The 25,561-nt window shown below is 56.1% G+C and carries 15 protein-coding genes; 7 read left to right on the top strand and 8 right to left on the bottom strand.

Features of this window, described 5'->3' with window-relative positions:
- Positions 1-141 precede the first annotated feature (141 nt).
- The 4 genes from GKC41_RS05415 to GKC41_RS05400 form a co-directional block, all read right to left on the bottom strand.
- On the bottom strand, positions 142-1,479 hold the full coding sequence (locus GKC41_RS05415) for an ABC transporter substrate-binding protein (RefSeq protein ID WP_154313318.1): 1,338 nt from the start codon (positions 1,477-1,479) through the stop codon (positions 142-144).
- A 135-nt stretch (positions 1,480-1,614) separates the two neighbouring features.
- Entirely contained in the window at positions 1,615-2,589 is a 975-nt protein-coding gene (locus GKC41_RS05410) for a carbohydrate ABC transporter permease (protein ID WP_154313317.1), read from the bottom strand.
- On the bottom strand, positions 2,586-3,524 hold the full coding sequence (locus GKC41_RS05405) for a carbohydrate ABC transporter permease (RefSeq protein WP_154313414.1): 939 nt from the start codon (positions 3,522-3,524) through the stop codon (positions 2,586-2,588). Before GKC41_RS05405 ends, GKC41_RS05410 begins: the two co-directional genes overlap by 4 nt.
- A 440-nt stretch (positions 3,525-3,964) precedes the next feature.
- On the bottom strand, positions 3,965-8,518 hold the full coding sequence (locus GKC41_RS05400; RefSeq protein ID WP_154313316.1) for a discoidin domain-containing protein: 4,554 nt from the start codon (positions 8,516-8,518) through the stop codon (positions 3,965-3,967).
- Between the two features lie 1,146 nt (positions 8,519-9,664).
- On the opposite strand from GKC41_RS05400, the gene GKC41_RS05390 reads away from it, so the two are divergent.
- From GKC41_RS05390 to GKC41_RS05370, 5 genes are all read left to right on the top strand, one after another.
- Positions 9,665-9,835: a hypothetical protein gene (locus tag GKC41_RS05390; RefSeq protein ID WP_154313315.1), complete on the top strand. Its 171-nt coding sequence runs from the start codon at positions 9,665-9,667 to the stop codon at positions 9,833-9,835.
- A 6-nt stretch (positions 9,836-9,841) separates the two neighbouring features.
- Positions 9,842-10,033 carry a hypothetical protein gene (locus GKC41_RS05385; RefSeq protein WP_229281660.1) on the top strand — a complete coding sequence of 64 codons (192 nt, stop codon included), beginning with the start codon at positions 9,842-9,844 and terminating at the stop codon, positions 10,031-10,033.
- A 291-nt stretch (positions 10,034-10,324) separates the two neighbouring features.
- Complete coding sequence (locus tag GKC41_RS05380; protein ID WP_154313313.1) at positions 10,325-10,861, top strand: Panacea domain-containing protein; 537 nt, start codon at positions 10,325-10,327, stop codon at positions 10,859-10,861.
- The gene (locus GKC41_RS05375) at positions 10,858-11,364 is read left to right on the top strand and encodes a Fic family protein (RefSeq protein WP_154313312.1); all 507 of its coding nucleotides are present in this window, start codon (positions 10,858-10,860) and stop codon (positions 11,362-11,364) included. The genes GKC41_RS05380 and GKC41_RS05375 overlap by 4 nt, the downstream gene beginning before the upstream one ends.
- A 346-nt stretch (positions 11,365-11,710) precedes the next feature.
- Positions 11,711-12,289 carry a hypothetical protein gene (locus tag GKC41_RS05370; protein WP_154313311.1) on the top strand — a complete coding sequence of 193 codons (579 nt, stop codon included), beginning with the start codon at positions 11,711-11,713 and terminating at the stop codon, positions 12,287-12,289.
- Positions 12,290-12,738: 449 nt separating this feature from the next.
- Here the strand turns inward: GKC41_RS05370 and GKC41_RS05365 are convergent, their stop codons facing one another.
- The 4 genes from GKC41_RS05365 to GKC41_RS05350 all read right to left on the bottom strand — a co-directional run bounded on the left by GKC41_RS05365 (position 12,739) and on the right by GKC41_RS05350 (position 17,887).
- The gene (locus GKC41_RS05365; RefSeq protein WP_154313310.1) at positions 12,739-13,698 is read right to left on the bottom strand and encodes a hypothetical protein; all 960 of its coding nucleotides are present in this window, start codon (positions 13,696-13,698) and stop codon (positions 12,739-12,741) included.
- Positions 13,699-13,793: 95 nt separating this feature from the next.
- Positions 13,794-14,816: a hypothetical protein gene (locus GKC41_RS05360; RefSeq protein WP_154313309.1), complete on the bottom strand. Its 1,023-nt coding sequence runs from the start codon at positions 14,814-14,816 to the stop codon at positions 13,794-13,796.
- A 457-nt stretch (positions 14,817-15,273) separates the two neighbouring features.
- Positions 15,274-16,338 (bottom strand): hypothetical protein, encoded by a 1,065-nt coding sequence (locus tag GKC41_RS05355; protein ID WP_154313308.1) that lies wholly within the window; start codon positions 16,336-16,338, stop codon positions 15,274-15,276.
- A gap of 508 nt (positions 16,339-16,846) precedes the next feature.
- Complete coding sequence (locus tag GKC41_RS05350) at positions 16,847-17,887, bottom strand: hypothetical protein (RefSeq protein ID WP_154313307.1); 1,041 nt, start codon at positions 17,885-17,887, stop codon at positions 16,847-16,849.
- Positions 17,888-18,761: 874 nt separating this feature from the next.
- Here GKC41_RS05350 and GKC41_RS05345 point away from each other — a divergent pair.
- Positions 18,762-19,823: an FIVAR domain-containing protein gene (locus GKC41_RS05345; protein WP_154313306.1), complete on the top strand. Its 1,062-nt coding sequence runs from the start codon at positions 18,762-18,764 to the stop codon at positions 19,821-19,823.
- Between the two features lie 1,632 nt (positions 19,824-21,455).
- Positions 21,456-25,280 carry an InlB B-repeat-containing protein gene (locus GKC41_RS05340; protein WP_195760183.1) on the top strand — a complete coding sequence of 1,275 codons (3,825 nt, stop codon included), beginning with the start codon at positions 21,456-21,458 and terminating at the stop codon, positions 25,278-25,280.
- Positions 25,281-25,561 lie beyond the last annotated feature (281 nt).

Below are 25,561 nucleotides of genomic sequence, written 5' to 3'. Positions count from 1 at the left end.
GCTCCTGACGACCTTTAAACGAAGCCACGAAACAACGCATACATCAGCCATAGGGCTTCGTCCTTACCAATACGGCAATGCCGTTGCCTCATACTCAAACAATACAAGGCAACGGCAGCGTTTCCATTTACTTTATGAAGATCAGTGCACGTTGAAGCCCTGCTGCTTACCGTATTCCTTCAGGTGCTTCTGCCAGGCATCCACACCCTGCTTCAGAGTGATCTTCTTATCGGTATAGGCAGAACCGACATCGTCAGCGAATACCGTCCGCGCATAGACCTCGAAGGGCAGCGTGGCGTGGCCAGGGATCACATCGCTTGCCGCCTTGGCCAGGACCTCGTTGTACTTCTGACCGCCGAAGTATTCGATGTCATCGCCCTTGGTGTTCTTGACTGTGGTTGCCTCCTTGAACTTCTTCGATTCAGTGGTCTTCACATCGTCAGGGAATGAACCGCCTGCCACACGAGCGTCAATGCTGGCCTGGTTCCGCGAGATGAAATCGATGTACTTATAGGCTGCATCGGTCTTCTTGCTTGAAGCCATAATCGCCAGCGACGAACCGCCATGGTTGGAGTTGACAGCAGACCCATCCTGGGTGGGCATGGTCGTGACCCTCCACTTGCCTGCTTGGTCGGGTGCCACGTTGACCAGAGTAGTTGGGATCCAGCAGCCGATCAGCGCAGAGGCGAGCTTGCCATTGTTCAGGCTCTTGTTCCAGTCTTCGGTCCAGATGACGGTCTTGGTGTCGACCAAATCCTCGTCGATCATCTTCTGCCACCACTTGATGAAGCTCTGAGTCCCCTTGTCGGTATCAAGGTTGATGGACAGATCCTTGCCATCTGCGGACAGCTTGTAAGGATGCCCATTGGCCTGCCAGATCATGGCGTCGAAGAAGCCCGCGTCACCGGAATCGGCAGCGATGTAGGAACCCACCGCCCGAATCTTCTTAGCAGCCTCGTAATACTGATCCCAGGTCTTGATCTGGGTCGCATCGACGCCCGCCTTGTCGAACACATCCTTGTTGTAGAAGAAGGCCATGGCCCCCGAGCCAAAGGGCAGCCCGTAGGGCTTTTTGTTGACCAGAACCGAATTCCAAGTGCCAGGATTGTAGAACTTCGAGTAGCCCTTGGTCCTGTCACTCAGATCGGTCAGCCGATCATTGATGGCATACTGGCTCAGGGCATAGAGTTCGATTTGCGCCACATCGGGTGCTCCCTTGCCTGCCTGGAAGGCGTTGTCAAGCGCCGTGTACTGCTCCTTGGCTGTCCCGGCGTTCTGCAGCTTGATCTTGATGTTCGGGTACTTCTTCTCGAACTCCTTGGTTGCGGCTTTCAGGGTGGGCTCCCATGCCCAGACGTTCAGCTCCACATTCTCGTCGCCACTGCTCTGCTTGCTACCTCCGCAGGCGGTGACACCGAGAAACATGGCCAGCACGCCGGCACAAGCCACTAGGCGCTTCAGCCCTTTTGCATGTTTCATTACATCACTCTTTTCTCTTAGTGCTTTTCATCAGCTTTTACTGGGATGAATCCTTGCCGTATGACAGACGAGAGACTCCCTTCCCGGCCACTCACTTTGCGATGGCTTAAGTGACCGCAGTTTTCAAAAATTCATTCATTCCTTGACCGCACCTGCAGCCAATCCCGACTGCCAGTACCGCTGGAGAATCAGGAAAGCGATCATCAGAGGAACGACAGTGATCAGCGATCCGGTGATGACGAGATTCTGTATGGCGTGACCGCCGGCAGTGTTGGCCTGGTTCTTCCATTGGTTCAGTCCGATGGTCAGGGGGTACCAATTGGCGTCCTTCAGCATGATCAGGGGCAGGAAGTAGTTATTCCAGGTGGCCACTATGGCGAACAAGGCCGTGGTTACGATTCCGGGAGCCAGCAGGGGCAGACTGATGGTCAGGAAGGTTCTGAACTCCCCTGCACCGTCAACCCTGGCCGCCTCCAGGAGCTCCGTGGGAACAGCCTGCTCGGAGAATATCCACATGAGGTACAGGCCAAAGGGACTGATAAGGCTTGGCAGGATCATGGCCCAGGGCGTATTGGTCAAGCCCATCTTGGCGAACAGAAGAAACTGCGGAACAGCCAGGGCAATGCCGGGCACACTGATGGAACCCAGCACGACCGCGAAGACTGCCTTGCGGCCAGGAAAAGCGAACTTGGCCAAGGCATATCCGCCCATGATGGCCAGTACGGTTGCGCCACCCGCTCCCACAACCACGTAGAGCAGCGTGTTCAAGAGCCAACGTCCGAATATGCCGTCCTCATAGGTGAAGACCGTGGTTATGTTGTCCCAAAGCGCGAAGGTGTGACCAAACCAAAGACCGAAGGTCGAGGTGAAGTCGGACTGCGTCTTGGTGGCGTTGATGATCAGGTAGGCGAATGGAAACAGGCAGTATAGCGCGAAGATGCCGGTAACCAGCGTCAGGGTCATCGAGCGACGAGGGTTCGCTGGATTGGAGAATCCGTTTTTTGCGGCGCGCTTGCGTTCCGCCCTTTCATCCCTGGCTACTCGCTTGGCGCGTCTGCGTTCGCGCGCTCGAATCGCTGAAGGCGACTCATCCAAAATGTCAGAGGTCATTTCATCTGCTCCTTCAGACTGTTCAGCTGGACCGCGTACGCGATCGCCATGGTGATCACCGCCATGACAATGGCCAGGGCCGCAGCGTAATTCGACTGGTTGCCCGCGAAGCTCAGACTGTAGGCATACATATTCGGCGTGTAGTAGCTGGTAATGGTGTTTCCAGGCACCATGTTCTGCATGATCGAGGGTTCATTGAAAAGCTGGAAGGAGCCGATGATGCTGAAAATCACGGTAATTGCCAGGCTTCCACGCAACTCCGGCATCTTGATCCGTCTGACGATCTGCCATTCGCTGGCCCCGTCGATTGCCGCCGCCTCATAGAGCGAATGCGGAATCGTGGACAGGGAGGAATAGAAGATCAGCATGTTGTAGCCGGTGTATTCCCAGGTCACGATGTTGCCGATAGAGACCAGAAGAATATTGGAAGCCAGCAGGTCCAGATGCAAGCCGGTCCATGAATTGAAGGAGCCGACCAGTCCATACTTGGCCCCGTACATGAATCCCCAGATCAGCGTGGACACGACGGCGGGAACGGCATACGGCATGAATGTGGAAATTCGGAAGAACTTGGTTCCATGCAATCTCATGGAGTCAATCGCCAGAGCCAATAAGGCGGCCAGGAAGAGGCAGAGCGGCGCCTGAATCAGCGTAAAAGCACTGACACGGCCGACCGAACTCCAGAAATGACCATCTGCGAACAAACGTTTGTAATTGCTGAGCCCAGCGAAAACCGTGCCGCCGACCATTCGTTTTTCAAAGAAAGAAATATAAATTGCGTAGATGATCGGGATGATGAACACCAGCAGGAAAGCAACCGCGAAAGGCCCCATGAACTTCCAACCGCGCCAATCCCGTCTGTGCTTGTTGACGGTGCTCGGCTGCTGATTGTTCGCAACATCAGCTGGCCCTGCCGCCGATTTGGAAAATGTCATTATTCTCCTTTGAGATGTCTGATTGCGTGAACCCAACCCCTACCGTCAACGACGACGAAGACCCGGGCCTACAAACCGGAATTGAGGGAACGGACGCCCCACCAATTGGCCGTTGAGCATCTAGATGTCAGAAACTGTCAACCATTCAGACAACTCTGCCGAATGTAGATGTTTTGCTGTAAATGGTCACGACTGCTTTTCACATGCACACATCCTTGTGCCTCTTTTCATTACGTTGATAGTGCAATCATTAACGTACTTTCAGTCTATAAACGATTACAAGGCTCTGTACATGAAAACTGCTATCTAATATCAAAATATTGCTTTCGCTTAAAAAGGTTTGTCGGCTAACCACCTGAGCGCGGCTCAGGTTAGCCAATTGCAACATTGGTGAACCAGAACCGCGCGTAAGGTGAGAAGCCAAGAAATTCGCAGTGCCCTTATCGTCTGCTTGACAGGTATCGCCTGCCGAGCAATGCCGCAAATGACGTCAGTGCCAGAGCTCCGACCAGCAGGGCTACCGAGATTATCGAAGCTCCTGAATGCGCCAGAACCGCATGTGAAGGTCCACCAAGCGGAGAATCATTTCCGTTCAAACCCACAGCGCCTGTGCCGGACGCATTCCGCCCGTTGGCCTTTACCCAAATACCGAAGCTGGCGTTCACCCCTCGGTAGGCCACGACAATGGTCTTTTTGCCGGCCACAGTAGAGTCAAAGCCCGTCACCGACAGCTCGGGATCGTCCAAGGCCAAAGGCCTGACTTCGGTGCGGTCCCTGTCCTTGGAGATGTACACAGCGCTGACCGCCAATCCGCTTGGGTCAAACCGCTCGCCGATGGCATAGCAGGTCTTCGTTGGCGGGATGACCTGCAAACCCTGCAAATCGAAGGACCGGTAGCGGACCGAGTAGACTCTGGAGCGCGACCCGTCAGCAGAGGTGACGGTAATCATGCTCTTGCCACCGATGGTCGTTCTTTCATCAGTCTGAACCACCTTAGCCGCGTTGTCCCTGCTGAAGGCCTGCAAGACCGGGTTGCTTTCGGAACCAGCCGGCAAATCGACTACATAATCATTGCGATCGGGCGAGAAATCTGTAATGGTTCGTCCGTCCAAGCGCAGATCAGCCAGGTTGGAATCATTGCCTGGTTCAGGCTCGAAGGCCGAAATACTCTCCGTGCCGTTTACCTCGATCTCGGCCACGTTGATATAGGTTTTCGTGTCCTGAAGACTGTTGATAAGCCGCACCGCCTTTGCCTGGACAGGGCTGGCCAGGGTGAAGGTCACCGTAGGCGCATCGGCTTGTGTGGAGGTATCCGTACCACCGGCCTGGGGAAGATACCATCCCGTCTTGGTTTCTAGCCGATGCCAGATGTCGGATTGATCGCAATATTCCAAGGTCTGCGACTTTGGCCAGGATGCTCGCCCATCCCAGTGGAAGACGGTCTTGACCTTGCTGATAGTCCTGATTTTGTCAAAGTTGAAGGTGGCTGTCGGATCGACATCCGAAGAAGCCGACTTGGTGGACCAACCCGCGGCGACATGCCCGTCAATGGCTTTCCCGGCCGTATCACCATCTTGCACGTTGACCGAGAAGTGGGTGCCGGCGCCCCAAGCCAGATTTCTGACCGGGCCTACCCATGGACGAGCCCAGGCTTCGATTTCCGCCGCATCCATCCAGGCGTTGTCTACCGTGTTGACGATGCGGACCTTGCTGGCCCCTACCATGCCTGCTGCCTGGAAGGTCACGGTCTGACCAGGCTGCGGGTTGTTGATGACCTTCCCCAGCGGCTTCCAGTTGGCACCATCATCGGTGTATTCGGCCTTGGCGGACACCGGCGGATGATCCTTGTAGGTGATGGCCACCCGATCCAGCTGACGCACTCGCCCGAAGTCAAGATTGGCAGTTGGGCTATGTCGGTAGTTGCCGGCCGAATTCCAAGTCGCCCAGGCCTCCTCCCGCATATTGCCATCGGTGAGCTTCCTCCACTGATCCTCCTTGCCATACTCAACGTCCTGGTCGGTAACGGTCAGATTGTAACTGACATCAGCCACGTTCTGTGGTTTGGCTGCCTCCAGATACAGGCTGAAAGATAGGGGCAGGGAACGTCCTCCGCTTACGGACAGGTTGCCTTTCACAGGCACCACGTCACCCTCGTGCGCCCGGTCCAGCTTTCCTTGAAGATCAGCCCAATCCCAGCTGACGGCATGAGGGTCGACCTTGATGGCCAGCGAAGCCTTGACATGGGCGTAAACGGTGGTGGCTTCCATCGCTTTGCGGGCCTCCCGGGCATCTGAACCGAAGAGAATAGTGGCGGAAGCAGGATCGGTCACGGTAAGATCGCCCACGAAAACCGATGCTTGGCAAGGGAATGTATTGCCGAAGAAATCAGTGGCAACGCCTTGAACCTGATAGGTTCCCTCTCTGCCCACATCAACGGCCTCGGTCTTCCAGACCACTGGTACAGGCTCCCCCTGACCCCAGGAATAATAGGGAATCACGGTTTGAGGCATGGCCACGGATCCGCCAAGTGGCACCTGTACCGTGGTCTTCTCGGCGCCTGTCGGCTCCGTAGACCGGAAGTACCATCCTTGGTTGTCGGCACCGGTCGATTCTGCCACAGAGATTGTGGCACCCGCATCAGTCCGCTGACCAGTCACGTCCAGGGCAACCTTGCCTGCCTGGTTGACCAGACTGAAGGTCTTGCCATTTTCCGTATTGAGCATCCAGATGAACCGTCCATCGGTACCTATCGATGCTCTGGTACCCGCCCGCATCCGGCCATCCGCACACAGGAACTTGCCCCCGTCCGAAGAAGAGATCAGGTACCGACGCACCGTAGGGCTGCCGGCAGACGGCTCGACGCTGTGGACGGTGAAAGCCTGGGCTCGTCCCTGATCCGGATTCTTGGCCATGCCTTCAAGCGTGAGAATACCATCGGACGATGCGGTGAGCATCTTTCCTGACTGCTGCCCCTGAAGCTGAACCGTGCTGCCATCCTTGACCTGGGCCTGCGGGGAGACCCCGGATACGCCGGTGAGCTGTATGGAGGCGATGGAACGGGCCGGCAGTTTGACTGTGGCCGTCTTGGCTGCCGCATCAATGGTGACTCCATGCGGCTGCTCCTTATTGGAGTACTTGTTCATATAGCTCATATCAGCCGTGTATATATCCTGCTGATGATCAGGTTCGGTAGTCAGGAAGAGCTTTCCGCTCGCGTTGGAATCGATGCCCCCGTAGTTTGACAGATCGATGACCAGCGTCTGCGGCTGATCGCTGCCGTTACGGTGTATCACCGTCTGGGTCTTGCCATCTGCCGAGCTGGCGGTCATATTGTCCTTGGTGGCGTTATTGGCGGTGATGAAATCCCCTGGATGAATGAATTTGGTGTAGGCGCGAACAGCATTGTACTTCGCGTTGACCACGATCCGGCAGGGGCGAATTCCCGAGGTCTGGCCTCCATTGTTGTCCACTTCCCTGCGAGAGTAGAGCTTGCCGTCAACGCCGGCGACCGAGCAATCATAATCAAGAAAGACTGTGCCCCAATTGGTGTCCTCCCCCTTGGGATTGGCACTGTTGCCATTCATATCCTTGTCGCCGGTGGCCACATTGTAAAGGTCCTCACCGATTTGCCAGAAGGTGTAATCCTTGGGCTGCAAGGCGTAGACATCGGCGTTGATCTTACCGGCCATGCCCAAGGCATTGTCGAAACCATAAGGATTGAAGCCTCCGGATTGCCAGGAGCCATCCACCTCGCTCATGGACAAGGCTTTGCCATCCCCCTGGGCAATGTCCCGGGCAGCCCGCTGGCGGTTGGTGCCATACCCGTGGGTGTTGTACTGGCCGATGGCATCCCTGACATCCTGCGGATAGCGATGGTAGGAATCGACAAACTGGCCTGAATCCGTCGCATCGGTAGCTGAAACCAAAGTCTGCTGCAGGCCTTCTGCATCCAGAGCCGATCTGAGCGCGCGTATGACATTGCCGGCTGTCCCAGTATCGACATGCATACCCTCCTGGGGCTTTTTGACCTCGGTGGTATACGGCGTGACAGCCTTGTTCTTACCCTGGTAATACCGATTCCAGTATCGGTCGATCAGAGCCCTGTCCTCGGCTGGCCAGGCATCCGAAGCCCGGCCTCGCGGCGAACTCCAGTATCCGGTCTCCGACTCGTTGAGAGGCTCGACCGTATTGATCCCAACCCGGTTCCCATTGTCAGCCTTGAGCTGTGACAGATGCCGGGTTACCGCAGCCAGATACTGTGCGAATTTTTCCGCATCCGCAAGGTTGTTGGCATTCCCGCTATCGCCGCCGCTCACATACCCGCTTTCCGTCATGAACCAGGAAGCCGCGTTGGCTGCAGCTTCGACATGGTCGATGTCATGGTTCTGAGCTCCCCTTTTCAGCCACCATTCCTGAGCCTTGACATCGCGGGCCTGCGGGGAATCAGAGGAGGCGGATCCCCACACATAGGAGGCATCGCTGTGAGGATCGAAAGCCCGGTCAATCCCGGCCTTGTTGGCCATCGTCGTCGCCAGACCGCCGTAAAGGCCCAAGGAGCCGTCCGGGTCCTGGGCCCAGTAGCCAGGCATGGCGGCGCCTTGCCGCATGAACGGATAGCCATATGCCACGTCCGAGGCATTGCCACCGCCTATGTTGTAGCGAGCCTTGTTGAGACCAAGACCCTCCTTACCGAAGATGCTCGTATAGAAATCCTCACGAAGTTGCCGCCCATAGGCCAAAGCCTTGGCATCGGTCTGAGGGTCTCCGCTGGATTGACTGATTGAACCGGTTTCTCCATAGTTGCCTGTGGCATTGGCAAACCATGCCAGGGAAGTTCCCCAACCCTGGAAGGGGCCATCGGCATACCAGGGATTCGGCGTCACATTGATTGTTTGTTCATCCTCCGATGCCATGGCTGGAGTCGCCATCGATGCACCAGTCAGAAGAACGGCCCCTGCCATCAATCCTGCAAGGACCTTTTGGGATATGCTCATGTCCTGTACCTTCATTCTTCTCTGAATAGTCAGACTGTCCACCCAACGGCTCATCCCGGGGTCCTGGCATTCAAGGCGCCATTGCTACAAGATAAGGACCCTGTCACGAGACATGATTACGTCCACTGCTCTGTCGCAGATCATGCCATGCAGAAGTGGCTAACTTCCAACCACCTACATATGAGCCGGACGGGAAGGCTTCCGTTTGCCTATACGGTAAGCCCGGGAATCGGGCATTTCCCCTGCATAGCAAGAAGATGATATTTGTTGCCGAAATCCGGCAATGCACGTCAACTGCATCCTTAGACCGGTTGGAATCTTGGAACCATTCCATACGGAGCTCTGCACAAGGGATCCAGAAAAGCAGCCAAGGCGAGTCCCAAGACCATACCCGGAGGGACATCGAGATGGAATTCTACATCCACCCGTCCACAACAAAAAATCCTGCGGCAAATGAAGATAAACGGACTGGTCATCGACACGCTGGCACCGCCCCCCCCCCTGCTGCTCGGCAGGACCGTACAGAGGTGGGCACCATCAACGGTTCCAGCACGCCTTGATCCTGCTGCTGATCTTGACCGCCCTGCGTCAATCTCAGAAACCGCAACGTGCTTGAGTGATGCTGGCCTTCAGCCCACGTCCAGGAAAACCCTCATCTCGTTTTCGCCACGGTTGGACCTGGCAAAATAGGGGAATCAGAATGGCTTCGGACTGAGGATCATCAAGATACGCCCCAGCCTGGAAAGTGAAAGGCTCGACTTTCACGTGGCTTGCATCACCCGACAAGGCGTTGCCGTCCGGATGCAGCAGGTGCAGGTTGGCCCCGTTGTCCCTTTCCTCGGCGCAGTAGACTATGCCCCCCCCCCAGCCACCGCCACCTTGCCCGCATCCTGGCTGACCAAAGGGTTGGCGGCAACGGCACGCACTGGCATTTCGAAGTGGATGTCGATCCGATCGCCCTGCTTCCAGAAACCGAAGGGTGGAGGTACAGGTACCCCTAGTCCACCCGTCGGCTGACGGCATCCGAAGAACCTCGGCCTGTGTGATCTGTCACCGCATCTACGGACTGAATGGGGACGTCTATGACATACCCGAGCACCGAGGCGGTGCCCATATCATGGATCGGCCTGTCAAAGGCTATGGGGCATGATCGGCGACCCGGTCGCATCCATCTCCGCCGCCAATATCGAACGCATCACTGAGGGCGTACACCAGACCCGCTACCCCAACGAGTCCATACTGGCTCATGAATTCGGCCACGCCATCCACCCGCTGGGCAACATCGAGGAGTACTTCACCACCCCGACCACAATGTAGTTCAACGTGATGGCCAAGAGCGCCGACGACACCTGGGACGGCGTCCGAGGTCCGCTCAACACCAGGAACAAGCTGCGCGAATACGACCCGACCGGCTACCTGCTGGCGGACATCTATCCGCAGACCACACTGCCCTACCCCTGGAACACCAATCCGGTCAACCATGACTGCAGCGGGCATATGGACCAGTTGCCCTGAGAGAGCCTGAACCTGGCCAGGCTAGTATCCAGCAGCCGCCAGTTGATTGCAGATTAAATAACCCAAATGATCCAACCATGCTTGGCCGAAAGATTACCAGCGCTTCATAAACTGAAACCGCATTAGATTCGTCAATAAATATTCCTGATAAAATAATAAGTGTCAACTCACACTTTGCCAAAAACCATGGTCTCTGTTATCCACTCAAAGTGGACAACTATTTTCCAAAATTGGTAACAAGCATAAAATGATATTACGTACATAGGGATGTTTGACGGGAGGTGAGTAGCAATGCATGCATTGACAATTGCTAATATGTTAATTTCCGTGCCTCAGCAGGACCTGTATCTGACCAATATGAAAATCAACAAGTTAGTCTACTTTGCACAGGTTGAATGCCTCCGAACACATGGGCATAAGCTCTTCGATGAACCCATACAAGCATGGGAGTACGGCCCCGTGGAACCGAGCGTTTATACGGCATTCAGAAAGTATGGTTCAGATCGAATCACTGCTCCAGCCATGTCAGAGGATCATGATCAGGCCAATTCCTTAGCAGACCTCCAAGAGGCAAAGGATGTGGTTCAAAGGGTGGTCGATTTATACGGACCATTGGCAGCCTTCGAACTTATGGACTATTCACATCGCAACGGTTCCGCTTGGAAAGCGGTGTATCAACCCCACAAGAACAACGAAATCACTGAAAAAGCCATACTCAGCTCTCACGATGGCATTGATCATCCTGATCTGCGCAGGACCTTGGCCGGTGGTGTCCGTGCAGTGAATGAGCGATTCCCCAACGCACTGAAACTGTTGAAGGACTCATGAAGAATGAGAAGTTGGATTGGGCGGCCATAGCGCCGCCCATTATCCTCAGCGAAGAGGATTGCAAAGAACAAGCCAGCAGAATCTTTGATTTGCACAAACTAGAAATACAGAAAACCGGTGGTTTTAGTAAAAGCGACATTCGGGGTGAGCAGAAACAGCGACTGGAAGTTGAGAGCAGATTGCTTACTCCGGTTTATTCAGTCTTCTGCATCAGCTTTGGTATGAGTCCTGCTGAACGATTTGAATTCACCGATATTTTCGATCAGGTAAGCAGGTTCGCAGAAATGCTGGCAAAAGACCATATTTTTGGTGATGGCAACAAAAGGACTGCCATGCGAGCTTCACTCTCTTATCTCTTCAGAATGGGCATCGAGTTGGATATTGACGATTCAGACGAACCTGAGCGCAATGGCATGTATCGCTGGATACAAGAAATGGTCAGCGGACAGAAAACATTCACTGAACTGGCCGCACAACTCAGAAATTCAGCCAGACTCATATAATTTTCGAGTAATTGTTTCTGTATTGGTAAATAGCCGGTAAGAAAACAATGTGACAAGCACACGCCTTCAGAGACTTCCGCAAAGCAGATCACAATTCCTGTTGAGATTTCATGATTAAAGCGGGTAGGAACCGCATGCATGGCGCTATTCGATTAATTAGGAGAATGACGGCTAATCACGTAACTATAGCCAGAATTCGACCACGAAAGATACAAACTGGCAAATATTTGTATTTCTTAAATAAAGAGCTAAACTCGTTTTATTTAATTACCGCTCATCTGAGTTATGAAACTTAGATCCAACTAACAATGTTGTGAACCCTCCTCTACCTGCCTAAGGAGAACTGATGAAGAAGACAAAGGCTTTTGAGCAGACGGACTTTAATTCGACAGTGGCGCATCAGCGGGATTCCCAAGGACACTTGGTACGGCTCACGGCATCGCCAGCCCGGTTCCATAGCGAAGCAAGAACGGCTGGCGCCATCTGGAAAAAACAAATAATCGCCCTTGTAGCAGTTTTGATGAGTGTGGCCCTGTTCTCAGGCTGCCAGGGATCGAATCGGTCAGAGCCGTCCGTGGAACAGGTCTCCAATTACCTGTCATCTTTGACAAAGTACGACGTTTCTGGTGACGGCAACGTCACAACCATCTCCGCGAACAAGTCGGGAACCCTGTATGTACTCGCACAGCGGGCCGATCTTAAGCAGACAGAAGCCGGGCAATGCAAGGTGAACGGACAAGCCATGCAGCGTTCTTCTTCAAACTTGAATTATCCAGCAGGCGACGGGCAGAATTTCTTCCCCTTCGCAAAGATTGACATTAAACAGGGTAATCCGCACAAACTCTCATGCGACCAGCCAAATGGTCTCAAATTGATTGCATTGCTCGATCCACATGTTCGGAGTTTGCCGAAGCAGGCCGCATAATTCCGGGTACAGCCTCCTGCGCTGATCCGGCACGTCGCCCTATTGATGCAATGGAGCAAGTGCGATGCAAAGCCCTGCGGTATTCATTACATTCGCAACGGCCGTTTCAGCACTCGCTCCAGCAGTAGCGGCCCGCATTCAGTGCGGATCATCCCCGGTGACAAACTACTACCTAAACCCACGTCAGTGAGGTGGCATCAATCAAAAAGCGATACGAATCTGAGAATAAATTCTCTCACTTGCGTGGCCTAGAGCCTATTCAAAAAGCCATTGATATCATTATCCACACCTACAACGTTCAGACATAGGCCGAGTCATATCGCATTCCCTAGCGAATATAGCAAAGTACCGTGAAAGAGACAGCCTCATGGGCCCCACTAGCAATGCTAGCAGGGTAGAAAATCCTCCAGGCAATCAGCACCTATGGCAGATGTTCAATTCCCAATAAATCAGCCAATGCCACAGGAACCATCCGGATTACAACCATGATGCGTTGTATCTAACGGGGGCAATACGGCATGCCCGCTGGTTCCATTACCATCACCTCTTTGTGGGGATGATGGGGCTGTCGGCGCCTGCGAGGATCCACCGCCTCCGCCGCCCCGGTTCCCGGAAGGCCGGGAGGCAGGCCGACGGGATTGCACGGAGCCTCTTCGACCATTGTTGGAGGATGTTGGCCGGCTTTGCCGTTGCGCCTGAGCAGCGGCCTGCTGGTCTGCCTGGCTCTTGGTCTGCGTAGAAGCGTTCACCCGATCAATGGCCACTTGTAACGCGCTCACTGCGTCCTGATAAGCCTTTATCTCGTCTCCCGTAACCTGGTCAGCCTGATCTATGACCTTCTGCAAATTGTCACGAACGGTATTGTCAGCCACCTTCCCATCGCTGTCCTGCAACAGTTTCTTTGCTTCGTTTATTTTGCAACTCAGAGCAGCCTTCGCATCGTTGAGGGTCTTGGCGTCGCGGGAAGCCAGAACCGCATTGGCAGCTTTGTACACAGCGTGGTATCCAGCATCTAACTTCTTAGACTTGTTGGCAGTTGCTTCCAAACTCTCTGTTGACATGGATGTCTTGCACTGGAGAGTCTGCGGGCGAAGACTGCCGACAGCCTTGACGCTCCGGCTCAAAGCTTTTATGGTCTTCGCGTCCTTCACTTGGTCGGCCCGCACAGCTCCGGCTTCATGATATCTGGCCAGCTGAGACGGTCTTGTGAGCCCATGTAAATTGCTAACAGCTTGCGAACACGAGGAAAGCGCCGAATCATGTTGGCGATGCTCATAGGCACGCCAGGCGAAAACAACAGCCAAGGCCAGCACCGACACTACTACCACCGCAATTAAGGGAATCATCCATTTCGGACGACGCTCCTTCGCTTCGTCAGAATTAGGTTTGGACTTGTCCCGATTATCCATTTCTGCGAGCCGCCTAGTTTTTCATATCATTCAGGGTCAATTTCGTTTTATAACAAGTACTGCAGGCTGGGCAGGAAGGTACCTGCATATATCAATTAGCCAATGCCACAAGAGCCATCCGGATTACAACCATTGCCACCTGTAGTATTTCCTTTCGACCATTCCAAAAATGCTTGTTCCGACCAATCGTCTTGAGCTGGCGCCGGGACTGATCCGCCGCCTCCGCCGCCCCGGTTGCCGGACGGCCGGTAGGATGGCCTGCGGGATCGCGTAGAGCCTTTCCGCCCATTGCTGGAGGAGGCCTGACGGCGTCGGGCGGCGCCCTGCTGCTGCGCCACCTGGGCGGCGGCCTGCTGGTCTGCCTGGCTCTTGGCCTGCATGGACGCGTTTACCTGATCAATGGCCGCCTGTAAGGCGTTCGCCGCATCCTTGTACTTCTTGGCCTTATCGCCCTTGACCTGGCCACCCTGATCGATTGCCTGCTGCAGGCCGTCCCGAGTGGCGTTGTCCGCTACCTTTCCGTCGGAATCGCTGAACAGACTCGACGCTTCGTCCTTCTTTACATTCAAGGCCGTCTTCGCATCCTCAAGGGATTTCGCGTCCCGGGAGGCTAGAACTGACTTAGCCGACTTGGATACGGCCGCGTATTCACTAGCAAGCTTATTGGCCTTGCTGGCTGCAGTTTTCAACTCACCGGTGGACATCGAGGCTTTGCACTGCAAGGTAGGTTGCTTCAGCTCACCGACGGCTTTCACGTCGCGCGCCATGACCTGCACGGTCTTCGCATCCTTGACCTGCTCCGTTTTCACGTATGATGCTTCACGGTAGCTGGCCATCCTGGACGGATTTGTCTTGTCCTGCAGGGTCTTCACCGCCCGGTTGCAGGAGTCGAGCGCCGCACCATGCCGGCGGGATTCCACCACACGCCAGCCCACAAGACCAGCCACAACAACTACCACAGCCACCACGACGACAACCACCGCAACTGGCCGCTTTGGTCGCGGTCTGCTCGACGGGGCTTTCCCATGGTCCGGCATAGTCGACGGAGGCGCCGAAGCCTCAACCGGAGCGGACACGCTCTCCAGCCTCTCAGTCTTTTCATCTTTCTGATTCGCCATGAAACAATCCTTCTTCTCACTTGCGAGCACCATCGCCTTATGCCAGAGTAACCGACCACGTAAAACTAGAGTGTCCTCACGTATATAAGCCAGTCATCCTCAACTCAGCCACTTTCAATGTAAACAGTGATGGTTCGTAGCTGATCAGTATTCGACCAACTTAGGAGCTGGGCATGAGCCTCTACCAAAGTCGAGGGAATTTCTTTTTCCCAGTCATCACGCCACCGTATAAAAATTGGGAGTACTTTTCTCAGCCAAAATGCCACACTTGCAATTCAATAAGTGACCGTATTTTGAGCTCAGACCCAGAAAACAACTGGATCAGCGTCCTATCTTCCTAGTGTCATCGCTGATGTTTCCTTTTCCATTCCACTACCGTGAAGAGATGCCCTCATGTAGCGTCAGCGGGATGGGAGACCTGGTAAGAAACCGGTCCCGCTGGCAAATTCTCAATCAATCAGCCAATGGGGCAGAATTCCCCGGCATGACAGCTACTCGGAGTTTTATGTTGATCTATCCATTGGTCCCAATCGATACCTCCGTTACCACCTTGAGGGGCTGATGGGGCTGCCGGAGCCTGCGAGGATCCGCCGCCTCCGCCGCCCCGGTTGCCGGAAGGCCGGTAGGCGGGCCGACGAGATTGCGTGGAGCCTCTCCGCCCACTGTTGGAGGAGGCCTGACGGCGCTGAGCGGTGCCCTGCCGTTGCGCCGGCTGCTGTGCGGCCTGCGCCGCCTGGGCTGCGGCCTGCTGGTCGGCCTGGCTCTTGGCCTGCACGGACGCGTTCACCCGGTCGATGGCCGCCTGCAGGGCGCCTACCGCATCACGGTAGGCCTTCGCCCCATCACCCTTGACCTGGCCCGCCTGGCCGATGGCCTGTTGCAGGCCGTCACGGGTCGCATTGTCGGCCACCTTCCCGTCCGAATCGGCCAGCAGCCTCGACGCCTCGCCCTTCTTCCCGTCCAGGGCGATCCTGGCATCCTCCAGGGCCTTCGCATCACGGGACGCGATCACCGCCTTGGCAGCCTTAGACAAAGCCGCATATTTGCCGTCGATCTTTCCAGCCTGGCCGGCCGTCGCATTCAGCTCACCGGTGGACATGGAGGCCTTGCACCGGATCGTCGGCTCCTTGATTCCTTCGGTGTCCTTCACGCTGCGCGCCATGGCCACCACGGTGCTTGCATCCTTGACCTGGTCGGACTTTATGCCCGCCGCCTCGCGATACTGCGCCAACCGGTCCGAGCCGGTCTTGTCCTGCAGGGTCTTCACCGCCCGGCTGCAGGAGTCCAACGCCGCATCATGCCGGCGTGATTCCACCACGCGCCAGCCCACAAGACCGGCAACAACCACCACCACAGCCACCACCACGGCAACAACCACCGGAACCAGCCACCTCGGACGCCGCCCGCCCGAGGGGGCTCCACCGCCCTCCGGCACAATCACCGGCGACTCCGGGTCCTCCCCCTCGACCGGAGCGGACACGCTCTCCAGACCCAAAGCCCCCTCATCATCATGGTCCGCCATGACCATCCTCTCTTCCCATCCACGCGGATTGCTGTTGTCCTCCTCCAGGGCAACAGCCCGCAAAAACTCAAGCCTCCTCCTGCACAGAAGCAAGCCGTTCCTATCTGAAACACTCCCTGTAAAACCAAAGATCAATTCTGACCAATGAAATCTTCTACTCGCATAGGGGTTGGATATACAACTCCGGTAAACGATAAAGAGGCCTCTTTGCCCGACCAATCTCACCAGGAAGGGGAGTCGGCACAGATCCTTGGCGTATACAGGACCTCCAACCCGAACTCAGAGTGCATTCTCGCAAGTAATTTATTTCGCAATGACGGCTACGACAGCTGACAGCAACCGTCACAACCACCGCCTTGCCCGCCCAGTGTCCGATCTTTCCAGGAGTCATCATTTATGTTTCCCTACCACTACTATGAAGGGGACGGCCATATGGTCGCCCACAAACAACGCCCGCGGGATGAGAGACCTGGTAAGAAACCGGTCCCGCTGGCAAATTCTCAATCAATCAGCCAAGGACACATACGCCAGCCGAATTACAACCATGGTTCCCAATCGGCTTTTGATTCTTTAATTCATCAATCCAGCTATTATCCTCACCGCCGCCTTGCGGAACAGAGGGAGCTGATCCGCCGCCTCCGCCGCCCCGGTTGCCGGACGGCCGGTAGGATGGCCGGCGGGATTGCGTGGAGCCTCTCCGCCCATTGCTGGAAGAGGCCTGACGACGTTGGGTGGCGCCCTGCCGTTGCGCCTGCTGCTGCGCGGCCTGGGCCTGCGCCTGGGCTGCGGCCTGCTGGTCGGCCTGGCTCTTGGCCTGCACGGAGGCGTTCACCCGGTCGATGGCCGCCTGCAAGGATCCAGCCGCATCCTGGTAAGCCTTCGCCTCATCCCCTTTGACCTGTCCGGCCTGATTAATAGCTGTCTGCAGATTGTCACGGGTCGCGTTGTCGGCCACCTTCCCGTCGGAATCACCCAACAGCTTTGACGCTTCATCCTTCTTCGTGTTCAGCGCCGCCTTCGCATCATCGAGGGTTTTCGCATCTCTGGAGGCGATCACCGCCTTGGCAGCCCTGGCCACAGCCGCATATTTGCCGTCGATTTTTCCGGCCTGGCCGGCCGTCGCATTCAGCTCGCCTGTGGACATGGATGCATTGCACTGAATCAAAGAAGGCTTGAGCCCGCCGGCAGCCTTCACGCTTCTGCTCATGTTTGTCACGGTCTTCGCATCCTTGACCTGGTCTGCTTTCACACCTGACGCTTCACGGTAGCGGGCCATCTTTGCAGAGCTAGTCCTTTCCTGCAGGCTCTTGGCAGCCCGGTTGCAGGATTCCAGCGCCGAACCATGCCGGCGGTTCTCTACCACGCGCCAGCCCGCAAGACCAGCCACGACCACCACCACAACGGCGATAATTACCGCAACCAGCCACTTCCGATGTCGCCTGCCTGACGTAGTATCCTCATCTACCGGCACGACCGTCGGCGGAGCCTTATCGACCTTGGCCTCTTCGTCTGCTTCCTCAACTTCTGATTCCTGATCCTTATCGCCCATAACCCTTTCTCCGATTCTCTTCGCCAAGCATCACACACAACGTACCAGGCTGAAAGATAACTACGAATTTATTATCACTCATGCAAAATCAAAATAGGCCTCGAGCTATCACTAATAAAGATATGTATGCAACTATTGCGAGCCCGTCCCCCGACAAGGTTTGCGTCTCGTGCCTGCATCGCAGATCCCCGTAATCGGTGATGCCGAAATGCGATTGTTTAAATTCCAAATTAACAGTCGGGTCCAATCACAGTTCGCACCTAGACTTACAGATGGCGGTACCGAGAGAAGCCATAGCCGGCAATTGACCTTGTTTTCCTATGTGAACATGAAAGCGTTGAAAAGCGTTGACCGACTCTCTGCCCCAAACCTCTATGGATGACAGTGCCCTCACTTTGCCAGTCAAACCAAGTTATATCAACAAAGGCAGAAAGTCTGAACAAGAAGACACAGGTTGTATGAGAAAGGTTAACTGTTCTCTTTTTAGCATTTCCCCTTCAATTGCTCTTACTGATGCATGAGAGACGACCGCAAACCTGTTCTGAACTTGATACACTCATATATCTTCCGGCAGTATTTTCACTCTCATTTAATCATCCACCTATCGAATTACGTCAAATTTTGTATCGTCAGAGGATTCATAATCGGCTTCCTGATAAAGTATTGAATATCAATGCATCAATGATTCACTGCACAGCAGCGCACGGAAGTTGTTTGCAGCCTTGACGAGACCACGAAGACTGTGCAGCAGAGGCAGACTCTGATGGGTGACAGAGTGGCATCGCCACAAATATGCGAGGTGGCAATGCGCGCCTGCCCAATCAAGCACTGATCCTGAAAAGAGACAGAGGCTGAGGGAAAGAGGGTGTGTTTCATGGAGGACCATGATGGCGAGGGGGCTGCGGGTCTGGAGAGCGTTTCCGACCCGGTTGTGAGTGAGGTTTCTGCTCCTGCGGCGATTGTGCCCGAGGGCGGAGGAGCCCCTTCGAACGGGCGGCGCCCGAAGTGGCTGGTTCCGGCGGTTGTCGCCTTGGTGGTCGTGGTGGTGGTTGTTGCCGGCCTTGTGGGCTGGCGCGTGGTGGAGAACCGCCGGCATGATGCGGCGCTGGACTCCTGCAGCCGGACGGTGAAGGCCCTGCAGGACAAGACCGGTCCGGCCAGGATGGCCCGCTACCGTGAGGCGGCGGGCATAAAGTCCGACCAGGTCAAGGATGCGAGCACCGTGGTGGCCCTGGCGCGCAGCGTGAAGGACGCCGAAGGGATCAGGCAGCCGACGATCCGGTGCAAGACTTCCATGCCCACCGACGGGCTGAACACAGAGGCCGGAAGGGCCGAGAAGCTTGACGGTGAATACGCGGCCGTGTCCAAAGCGGCGGATGCCGTGCTTGCCTCCCGGGATGCGAAGGCCCTGGAGGATGCGAAGACGTCGTTGGCCCAGGCGGTGAGTGCAGCCCAGGGCACGCTTGACTCCACGAACGGTAAGGTTGCCGACAACAAGACCCGCGAGACGTTGCAGCAGGCCATCGACGTGGCGAACAAGGTGCTTGCCGGTAAGGACGTGAAGAATCCACAGAAGTATCGGGATGCTGAGGCATCGTTGACTGCTCCAGTCAATAGCGTGAACGATAGTGTGGCCGCTAAGGCCGCTGCTGACGCGGCTGCCGCGCAGGCCGCTCAGTCGCAGTCTCAGCCTCAGTCGAAGTCCTCCTCGGGATCCTCGTCTTCCGGTTCTTTGGGATCCACTAAGCGCCGTTTGACCGGTGGCTCTTCAGGATCCGCTACCACTAATCGATCAGACAACAATTCTCATTTCGGCTCTGGCTCGAACCATTCCAATTCTGGCGGCTCCACCGGATCGGGTTCAGGGTTTGATCTGACTCCATCGAAGCCTATTCAAGGCTGTGTAGACGGTAACAGTGTGTGCCCGATAGGGTAATCAATTCTTATAACCAATAAACCAATAAAAAATGCGCCCCGCTATCACGGTTCTATCTTGCCGGATGAGCGCGATAGTGGGGAGCCTGTTACGGCAGCCCATAAGGGGCTGCCTCTTTAATGATAAGGGAAGAATACGAGAGAGTGGAAGAATGGAGCGACCATAGCGGCTGCTGTGGTTGCTGTGCTTTCTACGCTGTTTTCACCGCTTGCTGCGTATGCTGACGGAGGTGGTGGATTCGGTGGCGGCAGCATAGGCCTCGCAGCAGGCAGCCCAAAGGTCAGGATCTCCGCAACGAAAGTCGGCGACCTCCAGCAACAGGCGGAAAGGCTACACGCAATCCCATCCAGCCACCGGTCAACATGGCGGCGGAGGAGGCGGATCCGCCCCATCTACTCAACACAGCGGCGGATTCAATCTTCAGGACTACCCCAACCTGTGGAACCAATTGCAGCAAGGCCATGAGGGGCCGGCCATCGACAACCAGGGGAACTGTATCGCCGATTGTTATGCTTTACAGAGCCGGGTGGCTTGCTGGAATGAATGATGCTAAAGACCCGCTCCGCTCGGCCTGCACTGCAAGACCATCCCATCCATCTGTAGGTGCTCCATTTCGCTGACACTCAACGCCAGCCTCGCCCTTTTGCTGCACTCGGCCAAATATCAGCGACCACATGGGACGACCATGGAAATAGAAGGCAAGTGAGTCGAAGTCTTCAGTGCCATCTCGCTACCCCTTTGCCTGTCTCTATGATATCTTGCCGCAGACCTTCAGGCTTGAGACGAACTACCGCCGTTGGAGTCTCGTCTCAAGAAGATCTCGGTGCAGTCCTATCTGGACGTATGAGGATAGCGCAGACCGAAAGTCTGCTCTTGGGGCCTCACACCCAAATCATCACCCTGAACGTCGCTCGGGCGCTGCCGCATACTGTTGGGCTGCCTGGCGTATAACGGCAGGAAGAGTCGGCATTTGACCAGTAAGCTTTGGCACGGAAGCATACCCAGTCGTTGCACTTTGTATCGGTATTTGCCAATACCTCGATAATTTGCTGGCGCGGAAACCAGGTTTGATCGAGTAACCAGCTATGGCCAACTAGCATAAGATCAACTGCAACCAGAACGTGTGTACTAGCACACGAATTGAAAACCGTGGTGATACATCAACCATGTCCTGCATTACTGCCAACACTGTCAACACCGCATACTTAACACATCGACGAACCCATATCATCTCCGCCACGAATCTCTCGGTGGCCATCCTAAATAGTGCTACAAGGTTCCATGGCTATCGGTTTTCCCTACTGAACTCTTGGCATGCATAACACCGTTTTGTGTTTGCTCTCTTCGTCGTTGCAGTGATAACCATATCTATTTTCCTGTATTCCTTCTGTTTCGCATACCAGATCGGTAATGGACCCCTAGGGAGCGAAAGGTCGGCTACGAATGAAAAGCCGACGTGCCCCATTAAATCGTCGGAAAGTAAACAAGAATTTCTCAATTTTATTTGTTCTAGACCATCAGCGCTTATGCTACTGTGTCATTAGCGGCCAAAGTTGTCTTCGGCACGTGATTCGCCGGATGTTGGGGATTCTTGACAATATGGCTGCGATTCCTGGGGAAGGGGATCATACTATGCCTCGCCAGCACTCCAATATAACTGTATCCGCTCGACCGGCCTTGTTGATCAGCCTCCTGCTGGCAGTTATTCTGCCCTCAAGCCTCCTGGTCTGCACCTATGCCACGGCAGACAGCGCCACAACCCAATCCAGTGCGGCCCGCGCAGTAGCGCCGACCCCATATGGGAATAGCGGGGAGGAGGGGGATCGTGAAGCTAAGCAACAGTCCAGCAATGCTCCTGACATCACCACCCAGCCAACAGAAACAGCAACAACTCCTACATCTCCATCTCCTCTGGCCACATCCTCCCCTCTGAATCCCACACAACCGACCCCCTCCATCTCCCCCACGCCGGACAAGACCGGGACTCCCGACGACAAAGACAACGCTGGACTGCAATCACGCGCCTCCACATCGCACACCGTCACCTTCAGCAACCCCCAAGGCACCGACACGACGCAAACCATAGCTGACGGCGAGCGCGCGAAACGGCCAGCGAATCCGACCAAAGACGGCTACCTGTTCGACGGCTGGTTCATCGGCTCAACACCCGTCGCCTACGATTTCAACCAGCCCATCACCAACGATCTGAAGCTCACCGCTCATTGGACCAAGGCGGATGCCTGGAGCATGAGCCCCATGCAGGGGCCGGTCGCCGGCGGCACGAAAGTCACCCTGACCCCGCCCGGACCCCGAGGAATACGCTTCAGCCAGGTCAGCGCTGGAAGGGGGCACATTCTTGCAGTCGCCTCGGACGGCAACCTCTACTCTTGGGGAAGCAACGATCATGGCCAACTCGGCGACGGGACCACCACTGAACGTCATGAGCCGGTCCCGGTGAAGAAACCCCAGGGCGTATCCCAGGATTTCACCTGGGTCCAGGCCTCAGCCGGGTACTTGTTCTCCATGGCTCTGGGATCAGACGGCAAGCTCTACAGCTGGGGCGACAACACCTATGGCCAGTTGGGGAACAAGACTGCAACCGCGCATTACACCCCCGAACAAGTTAACATGCCACAAAATGCCCCATCCGGGTTCACATGGAAGCAGGAAGCGGTAGGTAGCCTGCATGCTCTTGGCCTGGGATCCGACGGCAACCTCTACAGCTGGGGCGACAACGATCATAACCAACTGGGGGACGGCACTACCACTGAACGGCATACCCCCATCCAGGTGAAGATGCCAAACGGAGTACCCTCCGGATTCAAATGGAAGCAGATGAGCGGATGGGGATGGCATTCTCTGGCCTTGGGATCGGATAACTGGATCTACGGCTGGGGCGCAAATACCCGTGGTGAAGTGGGTACAGGATCAATCACCGATAATAAAATCACGCCCGTACGAATCGCCTGGCCACAAGGGGCCCCCTCCGGATTGACCTGGGGACAGTTCCAAATGGGGGACTACTACTCGCAAGCCATCGGATCCGACGGCAACATATATACATGGGGTTACGGCGGAAACGGCAACGTTGGCAATGGGTCCACCGTTGACGTTTACGGCCCAACTCAAGCACATAAACCCAATGGAGTGCTACCTTATTTCTCTTGGAAACAAGTAAGCCTCCTATCTGTTGCATCACTGGCCATTGGCTCAGACGGAAACCTCTACTCCTGGGGCGCCAATAACAATGGTCAGCTGGGCGACAACACCACTACCCAGCGAAACACCCCTGTCCGGGTTGCTGCGCCGCAGAACGCGCCAACTGGACTGACCTGGGTCCAGGCAAGCGCCGGTTGGGACAACAACTCCTTCGGCTTGGCCTCGGACGGCAACCTGTACTCCTGGGGTAAAAACGCAAACGGCCAGCTGGGCGACAACACCACCAACGATCGGCATATCCCCGGCCGGGTGAACCTGCCCGGCACTACCACAGTCACTGCGGTCAGCTTCGGCGGGACGGCAGGTACGAACATAACCAAGAACGCGAATGGTACATGGAGCGTCACCACACCCGCGCATGTGCGGGGAAAAGTGGACACAACCGTCTCATGGACTCTCAACGGCCAGCAGCCGGACGCCCACCTGGCCTACAGATACCTGGACTCCTACACCGTCACTTTCACCAGCACGGACAGCTCCTGCCCGACACCCTCCGGCATGCCCCAAAACCAGACCGTCACCGAAGGCAAACAGGCCAAACGCCCCTTCCCCAATCCGAAAGCGGATGGCTGCCTGTTCGACGGCTGGTTCATCAAGGACACCAGCAACGATTCCTGGATCGCCTACGACTTCAGCCAGCCGGTCACCGGCAACATCACCCTGGCCGCCCACTGGACCAAAATGGACACCCACTGGGCCCTGAACCCTCAAAAAGGCAACGTGCTCGGCGGCCAGCACATAACCATCACCCCGCCCACCATCAACCGGGGCATCCGCTTCAACCAGGCCAGCGCCGGAGGCTCCTTCTCCATAGGCGTCGCCAGCGACGGAAACGCCTATGCATGGGGCAACAACAAATATGGACAACTGGCTCAGAAACCGACAGATGCCGCCATGCAGAAAACTCCCGTCAGAATCCCCCTGCCCGACGGCGCGGATTCCAGCTTTACCTACACCCAGGTTGCAGCCGGCGACTCGCACGTCCTGGCCATCGGATCCAACGGCATCCTCTACAGCTGGGGACGCAACGATCACGGACAATTGGGCGACGGCACCACCACAGACCGGTACAAGCCCCAGCCCGTCAAGGACACCAGCGGCCAGCCATTCAAAGCCGTACAGGTCAGCGCCGGCGTCGCCGACTCAGCCGCCATCGACTCCGAAAGCCGCGTCTACACCTGGGGCAGCGAGAGCACCGGCAAGGGCCAGACGCCCGCGTACAGCACGACCAGGAAGAACCCGACTCCAGCCGCTGACCCGGACAATCCGGGACAGACCTTGCATGCGGTCCAGGCCAGCCTCAACTGGAGCTTCGTCATGGCCCTGGACGCCGATGGCAACGTGTACACCTGGGGATACAACACCAACGGCCAGCTCGGCAACGGCACCAGCGACAGCACCAATTACGCATCCAATCCGGCCCGACTGCCCAATCAGTCCTTCCAAGCCATCCAAATCAGCGCGGGGAGTTGGAACGCCCTGGCCATCGATTCGAACGGGAACACCTGGACCTGGGGATACAACGGGTACGGCCAGCTGGGGGATGGCAGCACCAGCGACAAATACAAGCCCCAAACCGTGCAGAACCCTACCAATACCAGCCAAAACCTTAAAGCCGCCCAGATCAGCGCAGGTGTGAACCACTCCCTTGTCGTCGGCCGTGACGGCAGCCTCTGGGCATGGGGATGGAACAGCAACGGGCAGCTGGGCATCGGCAGCACCGTCAATCAGAACAAGCCCGCGACCATCAAGGACCCCGCGAACAAGGCCCAAACCTTCAAAGCCGTTCGAAGCAGCGTCGGACAGCTCCATTCACTGGCCATCAGGCAGGACGGCAACCTCTGGGCCTGGGGAGACAACCAATACGGGCAGTTGGGCAGCAACCGAACGGCAGCCAAAAGCACAACCCCCCTGGCGGTTGCCTTCGATCCGAGACCTTTGGTGCTCACTGGCGTCAAGTTCGGCGGCATCGCCGGGACCAGTCTGTACCGGAACGCCGATGTCACCTGGAGCATCACCAACCCGCCCCACGACGCAGGACCCGTCGACGTGGCCGTCGACTGGACCATAGACCAGGCCGCACAGACGACCGCCCACCTGGGCTACACCTACGAGGGCATCCTGCCCAGGGCCGGCAGCGCCGGACTCCTGGTCCTGCTCGCCGCAGGACTGCTCACTGCAGCAGGCGCCACGGCAGCAGCCTCCCACCAACGAGAAAGCAGCAGCCGTCGCCACTAAACTCTTTGCACGAGTAAGCGGGGTGGCCCCGCAAACCCCAAGATTGCCGGGCCACCCATTTCCTTAGCCTGTTGCTGTGCTCTTTAGCTAAAGCTACATAATAGCTAAGAGGCAGAGTTGCCTGAACAAAATCGTGACTGGTGGGCGAAAAGGGTGTCCGCTCATGCTTGGCAATCCCCCGGGTCTTCTTCGTTGAAGAGCAATTACCAGATTCCCAACACTGGGCCTATAGGAACTAAACGCGTTGTTTTAGGTTCTGTGTGTGGGTTTGGTTGTGTGTT

It is taken from the genome of Bifidobacterium asteroides, assembly GCF_009683175.1.
Classification (GTDB): Bacteria; Actinomycetota; Actinomycetes; order Actinomycetales; family Bifidobacteriaceae; genus Bombiscardovia; species Bombiscardovia asteroides_H.
The sequence above is the reverse complement of the archived record's forward strand: the minus strand, read 5'-3'. Positions and strand labels throughout refer to the sequence as shown.